The 18,232-nt window shown below is 42.3% G+C and carries 18 protein-coding genes and 2 other annotated features; of the genes, 1 reads left to right on the forward strand and 17 read right to left on the reverse strand.

Features of this window, described 5'->3' with window-relative positions:
- Positions 1-115: 115 nt before the first annotated feature.
- The 6 genes from mdrM to R8925_RS08905 form a co-directional block, all read right to left on the reverse strand.
- On the reverse strand, positions 116-1,591 hold the full coding sequence (mdrM, locus tag R8925_RS08880; RefSeq protein WP_430535536.1) for a multidrug efflux MFS transporter MdrM: 1,476 nt from the start codon (positions 1,589-1,591) through the stop codon (positions 116-118).
- A complete protein-coding gene (locus R8925_RS08885; protein ID WP_430535537.1) occupies positions 1,591-2,031 on the reverse strand; it encodes a MarR family winged helix-turn-helix transcriptional regulator in 441 nt (146 codons plus the stop codon). Before R8925_RS08885 ends, mdrM begins: the two co-directional genes overlap by 1 nt.
- Positions 2,032-2,174: 143 nt before the next feature.
- Positions 2,175-2,525 (reverse strand): nuclear transport factor 2 family protein, encoded by a 351-nt coding sequence (locus R8925_RS08890; RefSeq protein ID WP_430535538.1) that lies wholly within the window; start codon positions 2,523-2,525, stop codon positions 2,175-2,177.
- Between the two features lie 68 nt (positions 2,526-2,593).
- The gene (gene dat, locus R8925_RS08895; protein ID WP_430535539.1) at positions 2,594-3,457 is read right to left on the reverse strand and encodes a D-amino-acid transaminase; all 864 of its coding nucleotides are present in this window, start codon (positions 3,455-3,457) and stop codon (positions 2,594-2,596) included.
- 132 nt (positions 3,458-3,589) lie between these two features.
- The gene (gene pepV, locus R8925_RS08900; RefSeq protein WP_430535540.1) at positions 3,590-5,002 is read right to left on the reverse strand and encodes a dipeptidase PepV; all 1,413 of its coding nucleotides are present in this window, start codon (positions 5,000-5,002) and stop codon (positions 3,590-3,592) included.
- Between the two features lie 82 nt (positions 5,003-5,084).
- Complete coding sequence (locus R8925_RS08905; RefSeq protein ID WP_430535541.1) at positions 5,085-5,492, reverse strand: NUDIX hydrolase; 408 nt, start codon at positions 5,490-5,492, stop codon at positions 5,085-5,087.
- Positions 5,493-5,606: 114 nt separating this feature from the next.
- Here R8925_RS08905 and R8925_RS08910 point away from each other — a divergent pair, with 114 nt between their 5' ends.
- Entirely contained in the window at positions 5,607-6,449 is an 843-nt protein-coding gene (locus tag R8925_RS08910) for an NAD(P)H-hydrate dehydratase (RefSeq protein ID WP_430535542.1), read from the forward strand.
- Between the two features lie 138 nt (positions 6,450-6,587).
- Here the strand turns inward: R8925_RS08910 and R8925_RS08915 are convergent, their stop codons facing one another.
- The 11 genes from R8925_RS08915 to R8925_RS08965 form a co-directional block, all read right to left on the reverse strand.
- On the reverse strand, positions 6,588-6,788 hold the full coding sequence (locus R8925_RS08915) for a hypothetical protein (RefSeq protein WP_430535543.1): 201 nt from the start codon (positions 6,786-6,788) through the stop codon (positions 6,588-6,590).
- A gap of 17 nt (positions 6,789-6,805) precedes the next feature.
- Positions 6,806-8,428 (reverse strand): putative polysaccharide biosynthesis protein, encoded by a 1,623-nt coding sequence (locus R8925_RS08920; RefSeq protein WP_430535544.1) that lies wholly within the window; start codon positions 8,426-8,428, stop codon positions 6,806-6,808.
- A gap of 185 nt (positions 8,429-8,613) precedes the next feature.
- A complete protein-coding gene (gene trpA, locus R8925_RS08925; RefSeq protein WP_430535545.1) occupies positions 8,614-9,369 on the reverse strand; it encodes a tryptophan synthase subunit alpha in 756 nt (251 codons plus the stop codon).
- Complete coding sequence (trpB, locus tag R8925_RS08930; RefSeq protein WP_430535546.1) at positions 9,366-10,568, reverse strand: tryptophan synthase subunit beta; 1,203 nt, start codon at positions 10,566-10,568, stop codon at positions 9,366-9,368. The genes trpA and trpB overlap by 4 nt, the downstream gene beginning before the upstream one ends.
- Before the next feature lie 2 nt (positions 10,569-10,570).
- Positions 10,571-11,167: a phosphoribosylanthranilate isomerase gene (locus R8925_RS08935; protein WP_430535547.1), complete on the reverse strand. Its 597-nt coding sequence runs from the start codon at positions 11,165-11,167 to the stop codon at positions 10,571-10,573.
- Positions 11,164-11,928 (reverse strand): indole-3-glycerol phosphate synthase TrpC, encoded by a 765-nt coding sequence (gene trpC, locus R8925_RS08940; RefSeq protein WP_430535548.1) that lies wholly within the window; start codon positions 11,926-11,928, stop codon positions 11,164-11,166. Before trpC ends, R8925_RS08935 begins: the two co-directional genes overlap by 4 nt.
- Entirely contained in the window at positions 11,925-12,944 is a 1,020-nt protein-coding gene (trpD, locus tag R8925_RS08945) for an anthranilate phosphoribosyltransferase (protein ID WP_430535584.1), read from the reverse strand. The genes trpC and trpD overlap by 4 nt, the downstream gene beginning before the upstream one ends.
- On the reverse strand, positions 12,916-13,527 hold the full coding sequence (locus R8925_RS08950) for an anthranilate synthase component II (protein ID WP_430535549.1): 612 nt from the start codon (positions 13,525-13,527) through the stop codon (positions 12,916-12,918). Before R8925_RS08950 ends, trpD begins: the two co-directional genes overlap by 29 nt.
- Positions 13,524-14,891 (reverse strand): anthranilate synthase component I, encoded by a 1,368-nt coding sequence (gene trpE, locus R8925_RS08955; protein ID WP_430535550.1) that lies wholly within the window; start codon positions 14,889-14,891, stop codon positions 13,524-13,526. Before trpE ends, R8925_RS08950 begins: the two co-directional genes overlap by 4 nt.
- A gap of 69 nt (positions 14,892-14,960) precedes the next feature.
- Positions 14,961-15,179 (reverse strand) — a binding site (T-box leader).
- A gap of 210 nt (positions 15,180-15,389) precedes the next feature.
- Positions 15,390-15,632, reverse strand: a binding site (T-box leader).
- A gap of 79 nt (positions 15,633-15,711) precedes the next feature.
- A complete protein-coding gene (locus R8925_RS08960) occupies positions 15,712-16,560 on the reverse strand; it encodes a MurR/RpiR family transcriptional regulator (protein WP_430535551.1) in 849 nt (282 codons plus the stop codon).
- Between the two features lie 199 nt (positions 16,561-16,759).
- On the reverse strand, positions 16,760-18,223 hold the full coding sequence (locus R8925_RS08965) for a PTS transporter subunit EIIC (RefSeq protein WP_430535552.1): 1,464 nt from the start codon (positions 18,221-18,223) through the stop codon (positions 16,760-16,762).
- Positions 18,224-18,232 lie beyond the last annotated feature (9 nt).

An 18,232-nucleotide genomic window follows, 5' to 3' on the forward strand; every position in this document is an offset into this window, starting at 1 on the left:
GAGCTAACAGTTCCTACTGCCAAGCCTGTAGTGGACTTTCACCACCTAGCATTTGCGCATGCTGGGCGCACAAAAATCTCTGAACTTTACTTTTCGTCAAGTTCAGAGATTCATATCAATGTTCGATAACTTCTGTTTTATTCACAATAGGCGCTAATGACTGCTTTTTCTTCTTAATAAACATAGCTAAAATCACCGCAATTACTGAAAGAATCGAGGAAACCAAAAATGCCGTCTCAATACCGTGAATCAGCACATGATTCGCGATTTGTTCTTTTGTTTTCCCCGCAATATCTGCCGCAGTCAAATTTTGACCGAAGTTTTTCGCGCTTTTTGACATCGTTGTGATAAGTAGCGCTGTTCCTAGTGAGCCCGCAATTTGCCGAACTGTATTAAACATCGCCGATCCATGAGCTGCCATCGAAAGCGGTAAAGAGTTGAGTGCCGCAGTTTGCAGTGGCATCATCACCATCGCCATGCCACTCGCCCGAATCGTTTGTACAACAACAATGTATGTCAATGTCGTACTTTCATCCAAGTTCGTGAATAAAAATGTTGTTACAGCCATAATAATGAGCCCAATCAAAGATAAATATTTCGCGCCAAAGCGGTCAAACATAATACCCGTAACTGGCGAAAGAGCAGCCGTCATCACTGCTCCTGGCAAGAGCACAAGTCCAGATTCTAGTGGTGTAAAATGCCGCACACTTTGCAAGAAAATCGGAAATAACAGCATACCACCATATAATCCCATCATGACAAAGAAACTAATTGTTGTTGTTAAAGTAAACGTTCTATGTTTAAAAACATTGAAATTCAGCAAAGGGGTTTTTGCGCGTCCTTGATACCAAATAAATACTGCTAAAACGATAAATCCTAATACAACAAAGCCTAGCACCTTCGCGGATAGAAAATCATGATCTCCCGCGTTACTGAATCCTAATAGCAAGCTACCAAAGCCAACCGTCGACATAATAACACCGAGAAAATCCAATTTTGGAAAAGTCCGCTTCCCAACATTTTTTAATAGGAAAAAGGCTACAATCACATCAAGAATTGCGAAAGGAATAATAATATAAAAAAGATTCCGCCAATCATATTCTTGTACAATCCAACCTGATAAAGTTGGTCCAATCGCTGGCGCAAAGTTCATTGCCAGCCCAATCAGCCCCATCGCTCGGCCACGCCGTTCCATCGGGAAAAGATTCAATACAACGACTGTTAAGAGTGGCATTACAATACCAGCCCCAACCGCTTGCACCATTCGTCCAATAATAAGTACTGTATAATCCCCGGCAAAACCAGAAATTGTCGTACCGATGGCAAATGTAATCATCGCAAATAAATATAGTTGCCTCGTTGTAAACCGCTCAATCAAAAACGCTGTCATTGGAATCATAACACCATTGACCAGCATAAATCCTGTCGTTAACCATTGGCCTTGGCTCGCCGTAATATTGAAATCGGTCATGATACTTGGTAGCGCCACATTCATCAGCGTTTGGTTCAATATAGTGACAAAAGCTCCCATCAGCATCACAATTAAGATACCGTTTGTTTTAATTCCCTCACTTGCTGCTTTCATATTCATTATTCTGCTTCTCCTTTTCGTTCTAGTAACGCAATCATTTTTTCGTGTGTCATAAGCATTGCTCTTAGTTCCTCTGAATCAATTTCTAAAACCGCTTCTAGTCGGTCAAAAAAAACATCGTACGTATCATCTACTTTGGCAAGCCCCTCTGAGGTTAACTGTAAATTAAGTGCCCGACGATTTCCTTCATCACGCCCTCGTGTTAAAAAATTGGCCTTGACTAACCGATCTACAATACCGCTCATTGTGCTTTTATTAACTTGCACGCGCTCAGCCAATTCCCCAAGCGTTAAATGCGGCTCCCTTTTCAACGTCCCTAGCGCAAACAATTGTACCGTTGTAATATCACGCTTAGTCGCCTCTTCTTGCAAATAATGGTGAATTTTCCGTTGCATTGTTCGAAACGAAAGAACGACTTCACGTATTAACTTTTCATCCAAATTATGTTCCTCCCTTAATGTTCACAAACGAAAGATTCGTATGCGAACTATTAACAAAGCTTATTATACGCCGATTTATGCTGATGTCAAGCCTCTTTTTTCTTGAAAGCGAACACAATAAGCGTATAGTTAGTATTTATTTTTTATATACATTTCGTCCCTTGATGAAACACGAGTCGCCACCTATTATCCGTATACTTCCAGATAGAACTTCGAAGGGAGTATTGATTCTCAGTTACGTTGAAGATACGATATGTTGCCAAAACAATGTCTTCTGATAACTCCTGAATACTAAAGTCACTCAGCTCCATCTGTACCTCCCCAATACCATCCTCACTAATCGGTTCATCTCTATACAGAATACGGCCAGAGCTGCCAATTTCAAAAAATTCTTCCGCTAAAATTTCACGTAATGCTTGTCGTGATAATCGAACCCTTGACGTCAATAGCTGCTCCTCCAAATTTTGCAATCGCGTTTTTAATGTTTCATCCATTTTTCTGCTCCAATCTAAGAAACCGAATGAATTCATATCATCATGAACCCATTCGGTTTCCTTATTATTTAATCTACCGCTAACTCGCCACACTGTTTCAAAATTTCTTTAGTGAAAGCATCATGCAACGTCTTCGTCACAGGACCACGTTTGCCGTCACCGACAAGCTTGCCATCAATTTCGATAATCGGCGTCACTTCAATCGTTGTGCTGGAAATAAATACTTCATCTGCTGCAGCCAAATCCGTCAGCGTAAAGCCAGATTCAACAACTGGAATTCCATTTTCACGAGCTACTCGCAAAATAACTTGACGTGTAATACCTTCTAAAATCAAGTTATTAGAAGCATGCGTAATCAGTTTACCATCTTTAACAATATAGGCATTTGCTGCTGAACCTTCCGTCACGTTCTCTCCACGATGCAGGATAGCTTCAAATGCACCAGCTTGATGCGCTTTATTTTTGGCAATCGAATTACCTAATAAATTAAGGCTCTTAATATCGCATCGCAACCAGCGAACGTCCTCTTCTAGAATTGCTTTACGCCCATTCTCAAACAGCGTCTTATCACGCGGCACTTCACTCGCTGATGCAGTAAGTACAGCTTCTGGTGGCGTGCTCGGAATAACGTGATTACGCGGCGACTGCTCTCCACGCGTGATTTGAAGATACACATTACCAGTCCCAATATTATTCGCCTTCATCAAACCATCTACGAGCTTGCGCAATTCTGGCTTGCTGTATGGGATATCAAGATCAATCTTAGCGGCGCTTGCATATAAACGCTCAATATGCTCATCATATGTAAAAAACTGTCCGTTGTACATACGAATAACCTCGTAAACCCCATCCCCGAACTGGTAACCTCTATCTTCAACATCAACTTTTGCTTCGTCACGTTCTATTAATTGGTCTTTCACTAATACTTTCATCAATCAGCACTCCTTCGCGAATGTTTTTGCAACTATCTAAAAATTCCAATCAAGACCAGAGCAGAAGGCAAAATCAGCGTTTTGTTCCTCTGCTTCATCAGTCTGAATCTTAATTTTTTTCAATTATATACTTTACTTCGCCAGTTTGTAAAGGGCTTCGGCATAAATCGCAATTGTTTTGATTAAATCATCGAAATACGCGAACTCATCTTTTTGATGCATCGTGTCTTCACGACCTGGGAATAGCGCTCCAAAAGCAACACCGGTTTCCATGTGACGTGCATATGTTCCACCACCAATAGCTAGTAATGTTGCTTCTTCGCCAGTCTGGTTTGTATATACTTCTTGTAATGTTTGAATTAATGGGTGGTCTTTTGGCACGAATAATGGTTTAGAATCCTCATAATGCGTATATTGACCGTTATACTCATTAACAACGGTTTCCATTTTCAGTTTCAGTTGTTCCATATTCGCTGTTACTGGATAGCGGAAGTTCAGGCCATAGCGCCCACCTTCTTCAACGCTGTAACGGATGACACCGACATTCATTGTCAACTCGCCACTCTCGTCATCTTCATAGCGAATGCCCAGCTTCATCGCACGGGAATCCCCATACAAGTAATCTTTACCAAATGTAACGAAATCGCTTGCCGCACCTGTTTGCGTAAATTTACCAAGGAATGCCACTAAATGAAGTCCCGCATTAATACCGTTATTCGGCTCCATTGCGTGTGCCGCTTTACCAACTAGAGAAAGTGTCACCTTGTTTCCTGATTCCACTAATTCACCAGCTAGTTTTGTTTCTTTTTGATAAGCTTCGAATTTTTTAGAAAGAACATCAAAATCCTTCACGTTTTCTAAAACAGCTTTCGCATGGTCCGGAACCATATTGTAACGAGCACCTGATTCAAAACTAATGAGACGGAAATCAGCGTCTCCATCTTTTTCTCCATCTTTGAAAGAAATATCAAGCTCTGAAATTCCTTTTTCAGCGTGAATAATCGGGAATTCTGCATCGGGAACAAAACCCATTGTTGGTTGCTCTTCCGTTTCAAAATAGCGCTCCACGCATGACATGCCACTTTCTTCATCCGATCCGTAAATCATTCGAACGCGGCGAGACAGCGGTAAATCCAGTTCTTTAATGATTTTCATCGCGTAGTAAGCAGCCATCGCTGGGCCTTTGTCATCCGCTGAGCCTCGCGCGAATACTTTGCCATCTTTCAAAATCGGGTCAAACGGATCATGTGACCAATCGTCGCCAACCGGTACTACATCCACGTGCCCCAATGCTGCAACGAGTTCTTCACCTTGACCAAACTCCGCATGACCAGCAACATTACCAACTTCTTTCGTTGTGAAACCGTCTTTTGCCGCCAACTCTAAAGCAAAATCCAATGCTTTTTTCACATCTGGGCCAAACGGTGCCTCCTCCGTTGCTTTGGAATCATCGCGCACACTTGGAATGCTCAAAATCGCAAATAAGTCACGTTTGAAATCATCGCGGCGCTTCTCTACTTCCTCTTGCCAATTGATCGTACTCATATTATAACAATCCCTTCAACAGTTAATTTATCTCTTCCATTGTATACCCTTTTGCACTCGTATGAAAGCATTTTGAGGCGAATTAAGACATAAATCCTTGGATCGCTTCAAAATCCCAGCGCACCATCCGTGATGCAAACACAACATCCATTCGTTCTAAGCTACTCGCTTCTAGCGGAAACCAGTCATATGCTTGATGTTCACTCGAAAGCCGTACGTCGCCTTCTGGTTTTTCACACAAATAAATAACACCTGTAATTTGATACTCTGGTTGGAAAAATTCCCACGTATCATAGAGAATAAACGGCTGTACTTGTAAACCTGTTTCCTCTTGTACTTCCCGAAATAGCGCTTCTCCTTTTGTCTCTCCGAAGTTCATCCGTCCCCCTGGAAGTTCCCAGACATCCTCTTTGATACCAGCTTTCTTCAAAACTAAAAATTGGCCATTATGTATAATCACTGCTTTTACTGCTGGAAAAATTGGTTTCATTTCACTTTCACTCCTTTTCTGGATAGGTTATACTATATTGGACAATTTGGCAAGTAGGTTTATAATAACTACTAAAGATGACGTAACTAAAAATAGGAGAAAGGAAGTTAGGAAATGAAAAAAATCACGCCGAAGGTAATCTGCGCTTGGATTAAACAACGGGAAGATGAGTCGAATAAAGGGGATTATGGTCGTGCTCTATTAATCGGTGGAAATGAACGACTCGGTGGCGCGATTATTATGGCAGCACAAGGAACAATTTATAGCGGTGCTGGCCTTGTAACAGTCGCAACGCATCCTGTAAACCGTTCGGCACTTCATGCAAGACTTCCTGAGGCAATGTGCCTTGATTTTAATGACACAGAGTACTTGTTAGAAGTACTGCCACAATTTGATACAATTTTAATAGGACCTGGACTTGGTTTAGGTGAAACGGCGCAACAACTTTTATCACTTGTTTGTGAACATACCCGTGCAAATCAAAGGATTGTGATGGATGGTGATGCAATCACTTTATACGCCTCACAAAATTTCAAAAAACCAGAGACAACGCTTATTTTCACGCCACATCGTAAAGAGTGGGAAAGATTAACGCATACGGATACCGAAGATTTGGATGATATGAAGAACCAAGATTTCGCGACTGATTTGGATGCAATTGTTGTTTTGAAAGATCATCGTACACGTGTTTATATCGAGGATGATATTTGGCAGAATATATACGGAACGCCTGCAATGGCAACAGGTGGCATGGGCGACACACTTGCTGGTATGGTTGCAGGATTACTCGGCCAATTAGAAAAGTCAAAACATGCCGTCCTCACAGCTGTATTTTTGCATAGTTATATTGGAGAAACGCTTGCGAAAAAGAAGTATGTTGTCTTACCAACCGAAGTCGCCGAACAGATTCCCTATTATTTGAAAAAATTTAGCGAAACAGATGATAATCCCTATTAATAAAAATCAAGTAAAGCCTACAAACTTATCCAATGTGGACGGTTTGTAGGTTTTTTGGTTATTTTAAAGCTTATCAGGTGTAGCATTTTCTTACTTAAAAAGCCTGCAGAGTCTATTCATAATCTGCAAGCTTCGATTTTATTCTTTTGTTCTTGGTAGTTTTAGTCCAATTGTCATTCCAAATAATAAGGCGCCTAAAATGATAAATGGCATTGCAAGCCAAGTTATATAGTTCAGATAAATCGCCGTGAGCCCCGCAAGGACGCAAAGAGCGCCGAGTAATACACAAACGCGAGCCCGCCTTGCTTCTTTTGACCTTTTTCTTGTTCGTTTTTCCATGCTGTTGTGCCTCCCTTTTATGCTTTTATTCTTAGTTTCCGGCGAATTGTTGCGGCTCTTGGGCCAAATACTTTATCAAATAGTCGTAATCTTAAGCTGAGATAACCATAAACTAGCGCGCCCACTCCACCGCATAGGATGAGTAGAAGCATTGAACCAAATTTTGACTCTGGGTTAATAAACATCGTGAAACCTTGGTATGCAAGCAATACAGCGATCGCCATTACTAAGTTAAGAATCAGCATCAAAACCGTTCTTCTTAGGATAACGCTGAAATTATAGTTCGCATATTTCCTGATAATAATCATCGCAAAAATCACGGAAACAGTATAGCCAAGTCCAGTCGCAGCAACAGAACCACGCGCACCCATCCACATCATCAGCGGCATTTGGAAAATTGATTTCGTCAATAAACCGATGAGTAAACTCAAAATAGTGAATCGTTGTTCGTCAATCCCTTGTAAAATGGCTGCTGTTACGCTGAATAGAGACAGTAGAATCGCTACTGGCGCATAGAATGCTAAGATTTGAATTCCCGCCGGATCATGCTCATAAAACACCGTGTAGAGCGGTTCTGCAAGCAAGGACATCCCGATACAAGCTGGTAATGTGATGAAAAGTAATACTTGAAAAACATCATTTAATTGCTTTTTCACATTTTCTTGTTCGCCGCGCGCATAGGCAGCTGTCACAAGTGGTACAATCGTCATCGAAAACGCAGTCGCCAAGCTGACAGGAATGATGACTAGTTTTTGCGCACTAAAGTTAACGATACCTAGTAAATTCTCAGCTTCATGCCCGCTATAGCCAATCCATGTTAAGATCCGGCCAAACGTGAACTGATCAATTTGTTGATACAACGAACTCGCGATACCGACAACAACGAATGGAATCGCAGTAATGAAAATATCTTTATACATCGATGGCAATGAGACCGTAACTTCGCCTTTACTGGTTCGTAGCAATGCATCGAGTCCTTTTTTTCGCTTGAAGAAGTACCAAAGCAAACAAACAAGGCTCGCCAAAGCTCCGATAAATGCCGCAAACGTTGCAATACTAATTGCACTAACAACTGTACCTTGTAAGATGTATAGAACCGTTGCAGAACCAACAAGTAAGAAGGCAATGCGAACAATTTGCTCAATGACTTGAGAAACCGCAGAAGGCCCCATTGATTGATAGCCTTGAAAAAAACCACGAATCAGACTCATAACAGGAATAACGATAAGCGCGAAGCTGACCGCACGAATAACGCCAGTCACATCCTCCACTGTATAGCCGCTACCCTCAATCGATTGTAGCCCTGCAAGTACGGGTGCCAAAGCATACATCACAACGAAGCTAACAACACCCGTTGCAAGCATTAAATAAACGCCCGTTCGGAATAAACGCCGCCCAATTTCATACTCACCGATTGCATTATATTTCGCGACATATTTTGCCACCGCAAGCGGAACACCCGCCGTTGCGATTCCTAGAAAAATTTGATACGGGACATACCCGAAATTATACAAAGTCATCGGTCCAGCGCCACCCATAATCCAATAAAACGGAATGACATAAAACAGACCTAAGAATTTAGAAATAAACGTTCCTAACGTTAAAATGAAAGTTCCTCGAAGTAGTTTTGATGAAGACATAGACCTCGTCCTTTATTGTGAAGTGCTCTTTTCTTGAGCCGATGAATAACACTCGCTTTTTCATGAAATGCTGATTTGTTTAAAACTCAACTAAATTTTAGTTTACTCCTTCTTGCACAACCTTGCAATGATTAGTTGAAAATAAATAAAAAAAAAACGGAAAAATATCCGCTTTTTTTCTATTACTATCTAGTTTTGCTTGCTTCATTAATAAATTTACTAAGTTCTTCATGTTTCCCTTCATGCATTAGTTGCACGACTTTACTACCTACAATCACGCCATCACAAACAGCTGAAAATCTTGCGACATGCTCCAAATTAGAAATTCCAAAGCCTGCCAAAACTGGTACTGGACTAATTGTTTTTAAGTATGTCAAATTTTCATCAATCTTATCACCAAATACCGCGCGCTCACCAGTCGTTCCGTTTACTGTCACGGCGTAAATGAAGCCTTGTGCTTGTTTCGCAATCATTTTCATCCGTTCTTTAGGGCTTGTCAGCGAAATTAACGGAATCAGGGCTATATCTGTATTTTCCAAATGTGGCAAGATCAAATCACGGTGCTCATACGGTAAATCAGGAATAATCAATCCTTTAATCGGTGTTTTCTTGGCAAGTTCAATGAATTTTTCTACACCAAGGTGATAAATCGGATTAAAATAACTCATCACAACTAGCGGAATCTCGATTTTACTCGTTGTCAGAACCTCTAGAATCTGCTCAAGGCTTATTTTATCCGCCAATGCACGCGCACCAGCTTTTTGAATCACTGGGCCATCCGCTACTGGATCAGAGAAGGGAATGCCGAGCTCGATTGCTGTTGCTCCTGCATCGCTTAGAAGTTGCATTTGTTTTTCTAACTGGTCAAGTCCGCCATCCCCCGCCATCATATACGGAACTACGGCTAAATTAGCTTGTTCAATCGCGTTTTGTAATTTCATTTGTCACCTTCTCCTTTCAAACGGGCACGTATTTGATCCACATCTTTATCACCGCGACCAGACAAGCAAACGACGATGCTTTCTTCTGGGTTCATTTTGCCAGCTAGCTCTACTGCGAAAGAGATGGCATGTGAGCTTTCTAACGCCGGAATGATCCCTTCGGTGCGGCAAAGTAATTGGAAAGCTTCTACAGCCTCGTCATCGGTTACAGAAGCATATGTGGCACGCCCTTCATCTCGTAAAAAACTGTGCTCCGGACCAATGCCTGGATAATCTAGACCCGCCGAAATGGAATAAGCTTCCTGAATTTGACCTGCATCATCTTGTAAAATGTGCATCATTGCACCGTGCAAAACACCAACCTCGCCTTTGGAAAGTGATGCAGCATGAAACGCGGTGTCTAGGCCAGAACCAGCCGCCTCAACGCCATACATTTTGACCGACACATCATTTACAAATGGATAAAATAGCCCCATCGAGTTACTGCCACCGCCGATACATGCTACTATTGCATCTGGCAAGCGATTTTCCTTTTCTAAATGCTGTGCACGCGCCTCTAAGCCAATCACGCTTTGGAAATCACGAACAATTTGCGGAAATGGGTGGGGGCCTAAAACCGAGCCCATTATATAATGCGTATCTTCCACATTAGCCACCCAATAGCGCAATGCCTCATTCACGGCGTCTTTTAACGTGCCATTTCCGCCTGAAACGCTAACTACTTCCGCACCAAGCAACTCCATACGGAAAACATTCAACTGCTGGCGACGAATATCTTCTTCTCCCATAAAAATCGTGCAGTCGAGGTTAAACAAAGCGGCTACAGTTGCTGTCGCCACGCCATGTTGCCCAGCGCCAGTTTCCGCTACTACTTTCTTTTTCCCCATTTGACGCGTCAACAGAGCTTGCCCAATGCAATTATTGATTTTATGCGCGCCAGTATGATTCAAATCTTCTCGCTTTAAGTAAATTTTAGCGCCACCTGCATGCGCCGTTAATTGTTCCGCAAAATAAAGTGGGGATTCGCGCCCAACATAATCGCGTAAATAATAGCTCAATTCTTTTTGAAATGCCTCATCTGTTTTTGAAATTTCATAAGCTTCCTCTAACTCTGTGACAGCTTTCATCAATGTTTCTGGAACAAATTTTCCACCGTAATTCCCATAGAAGCCGGCTTTATTCGGTACATTATAACTCATTTTCAGAACTCCTTTGCTTTTTGAATGAATTTTATTATTTTTTCAGGATCTTTCGCCCCACCCGTTTCGACACCGGAAGATACGTCCACAGCAAACGGTCGGAATTGCTCGATAGCCGTGGCCACATTCGTCACATCCAAACCACCCGCAATCATTAGCCGCTCCTTAGGCAAATATTGCTTCACAACCGCCTGCCAGTCAAACGTTTCGCCGTGTCCCGCAATTGGGGCATCAAGCAAAATCAAGCTGTTCGGATACATTGCTATGTCGCCATTGACCTTCCCATTCTTTACTTGAAACGCCTTAATTGTTGGATAATTAATTTTGGCTAAATCAGCCGCTGTCTCCTGTCCATGACACTGCACGATATCTAATGGTACTAGCGCTGCAATTCTGTTGATTTCCGCAGGGGTTTCATTGACAAAAACACCTACTTTTTTGACATGACTCGGGACATTTTCAGCTAACAGTCGTGCCTCATCTGGTTTTACTTGGCGTTTGCTCGGGGCAAAGACAAAACCAATCATTTCGGCTCCGTACGCTATAGCAGTCTCGATATCAGATCGCGATTTTAATCCACAAAATTTGACCTGTGTCATAGTCTGCTCACCTTCAACGCACTTGCTGCTTGCTCCACTAGATTGGTCCGCATCAATGCCTCACCGACAAGAACAACACTGAAAGATTTCGCCACTCGCGCCACGTCCTCAGGCTCACGAATACCACTTTCGCTAATATAAAACGCATCCGAGCGCGAGAATTCTCTTGCCACACGTTCACTCACCGCGATGTCCACCACAAAACTATGTAAGTCACGGTTATTCACGCCAATCAGTTTTGCACCCAGTCGCTCAGCAATCTTAAGTTCCGCCTCATTATGCACTTCTACAAGCACCTCTAAATCGAGTGCGGATGCTTGCTTAAACAATGTCGTCAGCACTTGCTCTGATAAGGCTGCGACAATAAGCAACACAATGGATGCACCTGCATTTTTTGCACGAATTAATTGCTTTTCACTGATGATAAAGTCCTTACATAAAACAGGAATTTCAACTGCTTGCGCTACAGCTCGCAAATCCTCAATATCACCTTTAAAAAATTGCTGATCTGTCAACACCGAAATCGCACCGGCACCAGCAGCTTCATAACTTTTCGCTTGGGCAACTGGATCAACGTCTAAATTAATTGCCCCTTTCGATGGAGACGCCCGCTTTACTTCTGCAATTAACTGGACTACTGTATTATTCTCTTTTAGAAAATCATAAAAATATGGTTTTTCACGCGGTAATTCAGCGTTTTCTAACTGCATTTCCGCCACTTCTTGTGCTTTTTTTGCTAAAATCTCTTCTAAAAATGTCATCCTACTAATCGCTCCTTCTGACAAGCTAATAATTGTGTTAATTTGGCATAAGCCGCGCCGCTATCCAATAAGTCTCGTGCCATTTCAATTCCTAATTCCAACGTTCTCACTTTCCCATGTGCCAACAAGCCAAGGCCCGCATTCAAAATCACCGTATCATAAAACGCACTCGGCTCTGCTTTTAAAACTGACAGCAAAATTTCCGCATTCCGTTTCGCATCGCCACCTCGAATCGCCGCTAAATCACGTCTTTCTAAACCGACATCCTCCGGCAAAAAAGTATGCAGTGACACGTCACCATTTTCTAGTAACGCATAGTGATTCTCACCTGCAAGTGAAGCCTCATCCATGTAACCACCACCGTTCACTACAATCGCGCGCTTTCTACCTAATTTCCCAAGCACTTGCGCCGTTTGCTCCAATAAATCACGACGATAAATTCCCATCAATTGCGTTTCCAACTTCACCGGATTCGTAAGCGGTCCAATCAAATTGAAAATCGTTGGTGTATTCAACTCTCGGCGAACTTCCATCACATATTTCATATTCGGATGCACATGTGGTGCGAATAAGAAGGCAATGCCAACATTCTCCAGTAAATATACCATATCCTCTGTGCCAAGCGAAATATCAATGCCTAGCTCCTGACAAACATCCGCACTTCCCGACTTGCTCGAAATACTACGATTACCATGTTTCGCCACTTTTATTCCAGCTGCTGCCAAAACAAAAGCTGAGGTTGTACTCACATTAAAACTTAGCGATTTATCTCCGCCAGTACCACAATTATCCATCGTATTTGTAGAAGCAATCGGTAATTGAATCGCCACATCTTGCATCGTTTCTGCAATCGCCTGCATCTCTTCAATTGTTTCGCCTTTAATTTTTAGAGCCATCAAGAAAGCCGCGATTTGCGCCTGACTCAATTTACCCGCAAAAATGGCCGTAGCCACCTCTTCCATCTCCCCTCGCATCAAATTCTGCTGGTCATACACTTTTTGCAAATACGCTTCCATCACGTTCACTCTCCTTCTCTACAATCGCCACAAAATTCGCCATCATCCGTTTGCCGTCCAATGTTCCAATCGACTCTGGATGAAACTGCAATCCATAAACCGGGAACCCACGTAGCTGTATTGCCATAATTTCATCGTCATCTAATGATTTCGCTAAAATCTCTAATTCTTCAGGAAATGCAACCTTCTCCACAATTAGTGAGTGGTATCTCATGATTTCTAACGTCACATCCAGCCCAGCAAAAATTGCACCCGCCGTCTGATGCATCATCGAAACCTTCCCGTGCCTAATTGCGTTAGCCTGACTCACCGTCCCGCCAAATACCTCGCCAATTGCCTGATGTCCCAAGCAAATACCTAACATTGGCTTCACCTTCGCAAATCGTCGTACAACCTCTTCTAAAAGTCCAGCCTCACTCGGTTTCCCAGGGCCCGGCGACAACACAATTCCTGAAGCAACTTCCGCCATCTCCATCAAATCGGTTGCATCATTCCGACGAATCATAATTTCACCAGCAAATTCTGCCAAATACTGTTCCAAATTATACGTAAACGAATCATAATTATCGACCAATAAAATCATTTTCCAACCTCCAGTAACGCCTTTGCTTTTTGCAACGTTTCTAAATATTCACTCTCTGGATCCGAATCATACACAATCCCAGCACCAGCCTGCACGTAAGCCGTTCCTTGATGCATTACCATAGTCCGAATTGCCAGAGCAAAATCACAATCTCCTTGATGCGTTAAGTAGCCAACTGCTCCCGCATAAGGACCGCGCTTTACATTTTCCCATTCATAGATACGCTCCATCGCTCGAATCTTCGGAGCGCCACTCACCGTCCCAGCTGGCAAAACCGATTTCAGTGCGTCCATTGCAGTCAGCTCTGGCTTTAGCGTCCCTTCCACAACTGAAACTAAATGCATTAAAAAGCGATATCGCTCAATTGTCAAGTAAACCGGAACAGCAACGCTCCCCGTCACCGCAACCTTTCCAATGTCATTCCGTCCCAAATCCACCAACATCCGATGCTCCGCAAGTTCCTTCTCATCGTGTAACAATTCATCTGCTAAACGCTCATCTTCTTGCTTCGTCGCCCCACGTTTTCGCGTCCCAGCAATAGGATTCGTTATTACCACATCACCAGTCACGCTCACCAAACTTTCTGGTGATGATCCAATCAACTTTGTCTCACCAAAATCTACAAAAAATAAATACGGCGAAGGATTCAACAATCGTAATTTTCGATAATAATCAAACGCATCACCCAAAAAAGGAGCCTCCAAGCGCTGCGACAACACAATTTGGAAAAAGTCACCTTCTTTTATATACCTTTTCGCTTTTTCAACTTGCATCATGTATTCCGCTTTTGTGACATTACTCGAATAATCCATAGGCTTCACTACAACATTCCGCGACTCACGTGTCCCCGCCGTCATCAACTGCTCATGCATTCGATTAAGCGCCACTTGCATCTCACTTTCTGCCCGATTTGAGTAACAATTATCTTGAACCAGCGTTATTTCCTCTGCCTGATGATCCATAATCAAAAACGATTCATATAACATAAAATGAATATCTGCCAGCCCCTCGCGTGTCTCCATAGGTACCTCGCCCAAATCTTCATATAAAGCAATGACATCATACCCAACATATCCAATCGCACCAGCCTCAAAGGGAAGCCCTTCCTCTGTTCTCGATGCTTTGCGAATCATTTTATCAAGTTCTGCTAAAGGATCAGCCACTACGCTCTCCACACCGTCAAACACGAACTGTTGTCCATGAACCTTTATCTCATGCACTGGATCCATCGCAATAATGGAATATCTCCCAGCATCTGCGTCTCTTGCTGCGCCCTCTAATAACGCTTTATTCTTTCCACCCAATCGCTCATATGCCAGAATCGCCGTAATCGTATCAGCATTCATTTTTCTCGTTAATTTCATCTCTCATTCCTCCAAATAGCCAGAATACAAAAAAGCCCCCTAAAGATTACAGCTAAAAAACTGCTTTCCTTAGAGGGCGAAAACGCGGTACCACCTCATATTTTATCTCATCGGGATTTAGAATTTAAACCCCATCTCTGTAACGGGAGAACCCGGTAGCTCCTACTTGCATTGTTCAAAGCCACACGCGCAAGGACCACTTCGGCAAAATAATTCTATCAGTTCACACCGACCACTGACTCTCTGGGAAAATTGATTTTGCTTACTCTTCTTGCTTGATGTTTTATCATATATTTGATTTTCTATTGGTTTGTTGTAATCCACTTGTTTGCCGATTACTTATTTGTGTATTGCTTTATTCCGAGTTTGCCACGTAAGAACTGATGGATTACATGCTCGCTTCGCTCTCATGCATATTGAGGTTCTAACTCAGCGTACTACGCTTCGTAAGAACCACAACAACAAATAGGGCCCCCCAATCCATATCTAATAAAATTAGATAAGGACGGGAGACCCGTGGTGCCACCTTTATTAATCGAAAAAACGATTCACTTAGTCCCACATGAACTATGGGGTGCCTTGTGTAACGATAAGGCCTAATCGCTAACTCCTACTGAGGAAATTCCCGTTCAGTTTAGTTGCTCCGAAGTCCATTCACATTATTTCTGCTACTGATTCACACCAACCATCAGCTCTCTTTAAACATCCATCATGCTACTTACTCTTCATCCATGCATTCATTAATATAAATCCTATATTAGCGGATATCAGATACAAAGTCAAGTCTTTTTCTGTGCTTGCTTTCTATGTAGTAATAGACTCACGATTCCCTAAAACGATTCGTTGCTTCTCGTGATGTTCTAATCTGCTCAATCATCTCCTCATAGTGATGCGAAGCGTAGAAATAGAATAAAATGTCAATCACCAAAAACTGTGCTTGTCTTGAACTCGTTGCAGCACTTCTAAGCTCTGTTTCCGGTGCGCGTGATGTCTCAAGCGAAATCGCCGCTCGCTGTTTCAATTTATTTTGTCCGAAACGTGTCAAACTAAGTAATTCTAGACCATTATTCAACGCCTCATCGGCCAATTGCAGCACTTCGCTCGTTTCACCGCTATTCGAAATCGCAAAGAAAACCGCATTTTTAGATCCTGCAGCAAAAGCCATAGCTAAAATGTGGGGATCGGCAATCGCAATCGCATGTTTCCCAGCACGCATCCACTTTTGTGCAATGTCCTCAGCAATCAGCCACGATGCACCGACGCCGTATGCATAAATCGTATCAGCTTTATATAACATCTCGCATGCCTGCATTATTTTCTCTTTTTCCAATTGCCCCACTGTATCATTTAGTGTTTGCACTGTATTTGAAACTAGTTTTCGTGTAATTTCTTCAAACTCTTCGTTCGGTTCAATGTCATAGTAGCCAGTCTTCTCTGGTTTTACAAGTTCAACAGACAACTTCATTTTTAACTCGGGAAAACCTTCTAACCCCATCGAATGACAAAAACGAATCACCGCAGCGCCACTTGCACCAGAATTTTCAGCTAATTCATGAATCGACATTTTTACAATTTTGCTAGGATCAGCTAATATCGCGCGCCCCACTTTTGCCTCTGATTTCGGCAGTTCTTCCAGAATACCTTGAATTCGATTAATTACGCTTCCCATTATGTTCGTTGCCGCCTCCTTCGAATAAATTCCATATATTTATTATAGCATGGAGCTGGTCTATCTCACAAAGAAGTTGGATAGAACTCCGCACAAGATAAAAATCGCCTTACCCATTTGTTGAGTAAGACGAAAATGTTACTTTACACAAATCAAGCGTTTCTCACCAGCTTTACTTGGCTTAGGCTATAACTTTGTATTATTCTTCTACTGCTTCCATTGCATCTTTTGGAACACCCCATAGATATGTTAAGATGAAACCGCCAAGATATGCTGCTAGTAAGCCGATAACATATTCAAACCATGTGTTATTAGCGATAAGCGGGATTAGCGCTACACCAGATGGACCGATTGCGATAGCACCAACATTACCGAAGAAGCCGATAATTGCTCCCCCGATACCGCCGCCAAGACATGCTGTGATAAATGGACGACCAAGCGGAACAGTAACACCGTAGATTAACGGTTCACCAATACCTAGAATACCTACTGGCAAACCACCTTTAATCATCGTAACTAAAGGCTTATTTTTACGACAACGCATCCAGATTGCAATTGACGCGCCGACTTGTCCCCCGCCTGCCATAGCAAGCATTGGCAGTAAGATTGTATAACCATCTTGGGCAATCATTTCAACATGAATCGGAGTCAAAACTTGGTGCAACCCAAGCATTACCATTGGCAGGAATAGCGTCCCTAGAACGAATCCAGCGAACAATCCACCTTTTGCGATAATCCAGTTGATGCTTCCTACTAAACTTGTTGAAATAACGCCAGCAAATGGCATAATGATGAAAATCGTGAACAAACCAATAATTAACAAAGCTAGCATTGGTGTTAAAATAATGTCTAGCGAGTTTGGAATAAACTTACGCAAAAATTTCTCCAAGACACAAAGCAGGTAAACAGCCAAAAGTACGCCGATAATACCGCCTTGTCCAGCAACCATATCACTACCATTGAAAATATTCTTTATTGGCAATTCTGGTGTTACACCCATAAGTAACGTCACACCACCGACGGCTCCACCAAGTACTGGCGTTCCACCGAATTCTTGTGCCGTATTAATACCAACATAGATAACAAGGAAAGAAAAAATACCATTTTTAATAGCGTTTAAAACTGTAACATATTGCATCCATGTCCCAGCATCTAGGTTACCTGCTTGAATATTATTAAACATAATTGCTGCAATACCCGCGATTAAACCGGCACCAACAAAGCCTGGAATTAGCGGCACAAAGATATTCGCAATAGATTTCAATAAACGTTTGAATCCAGATGTATTATTTTGTTTCTTTTTCAGTTCAGCTTTTGTTGCAGCTGCCTTTTCTTCTACTAATTCTTTACCAGTCTTAGCAGTTGCTTGTGTCAAATTTTTATCTAAATTCTCCGGCAATGTTTCTCCCATTTTCACACCCGCCATTTCACACATTGCACCTGCCACTTTATTCACGAAACCAGGTCCAACGATGATTTGGAGCGTATCATCTTCTACAACACCAAGAACACCTGGTGCTTTTTTTAATCCTTCTACGTTGACTTTATCTGTATCTTTAATACCTAAGCGCACGCGAGTCATACAATGCGCGATTTTAGAAACGTTTCCGATACCGCCGACTTCTTCAAAAATCTTTTGGCCTAAATCTTGTTCTTTACTCATTTCTATTGC

The organism is Listeria rocourtiae subsp. hofi (assembly GCF_963575615.1).
GTDB classification, from domain to species: Bacteria; Bacillota; Bacilli; order Lactobacillales; family Listeriaceae; genus Listeria_A; species Listeria_A hofi.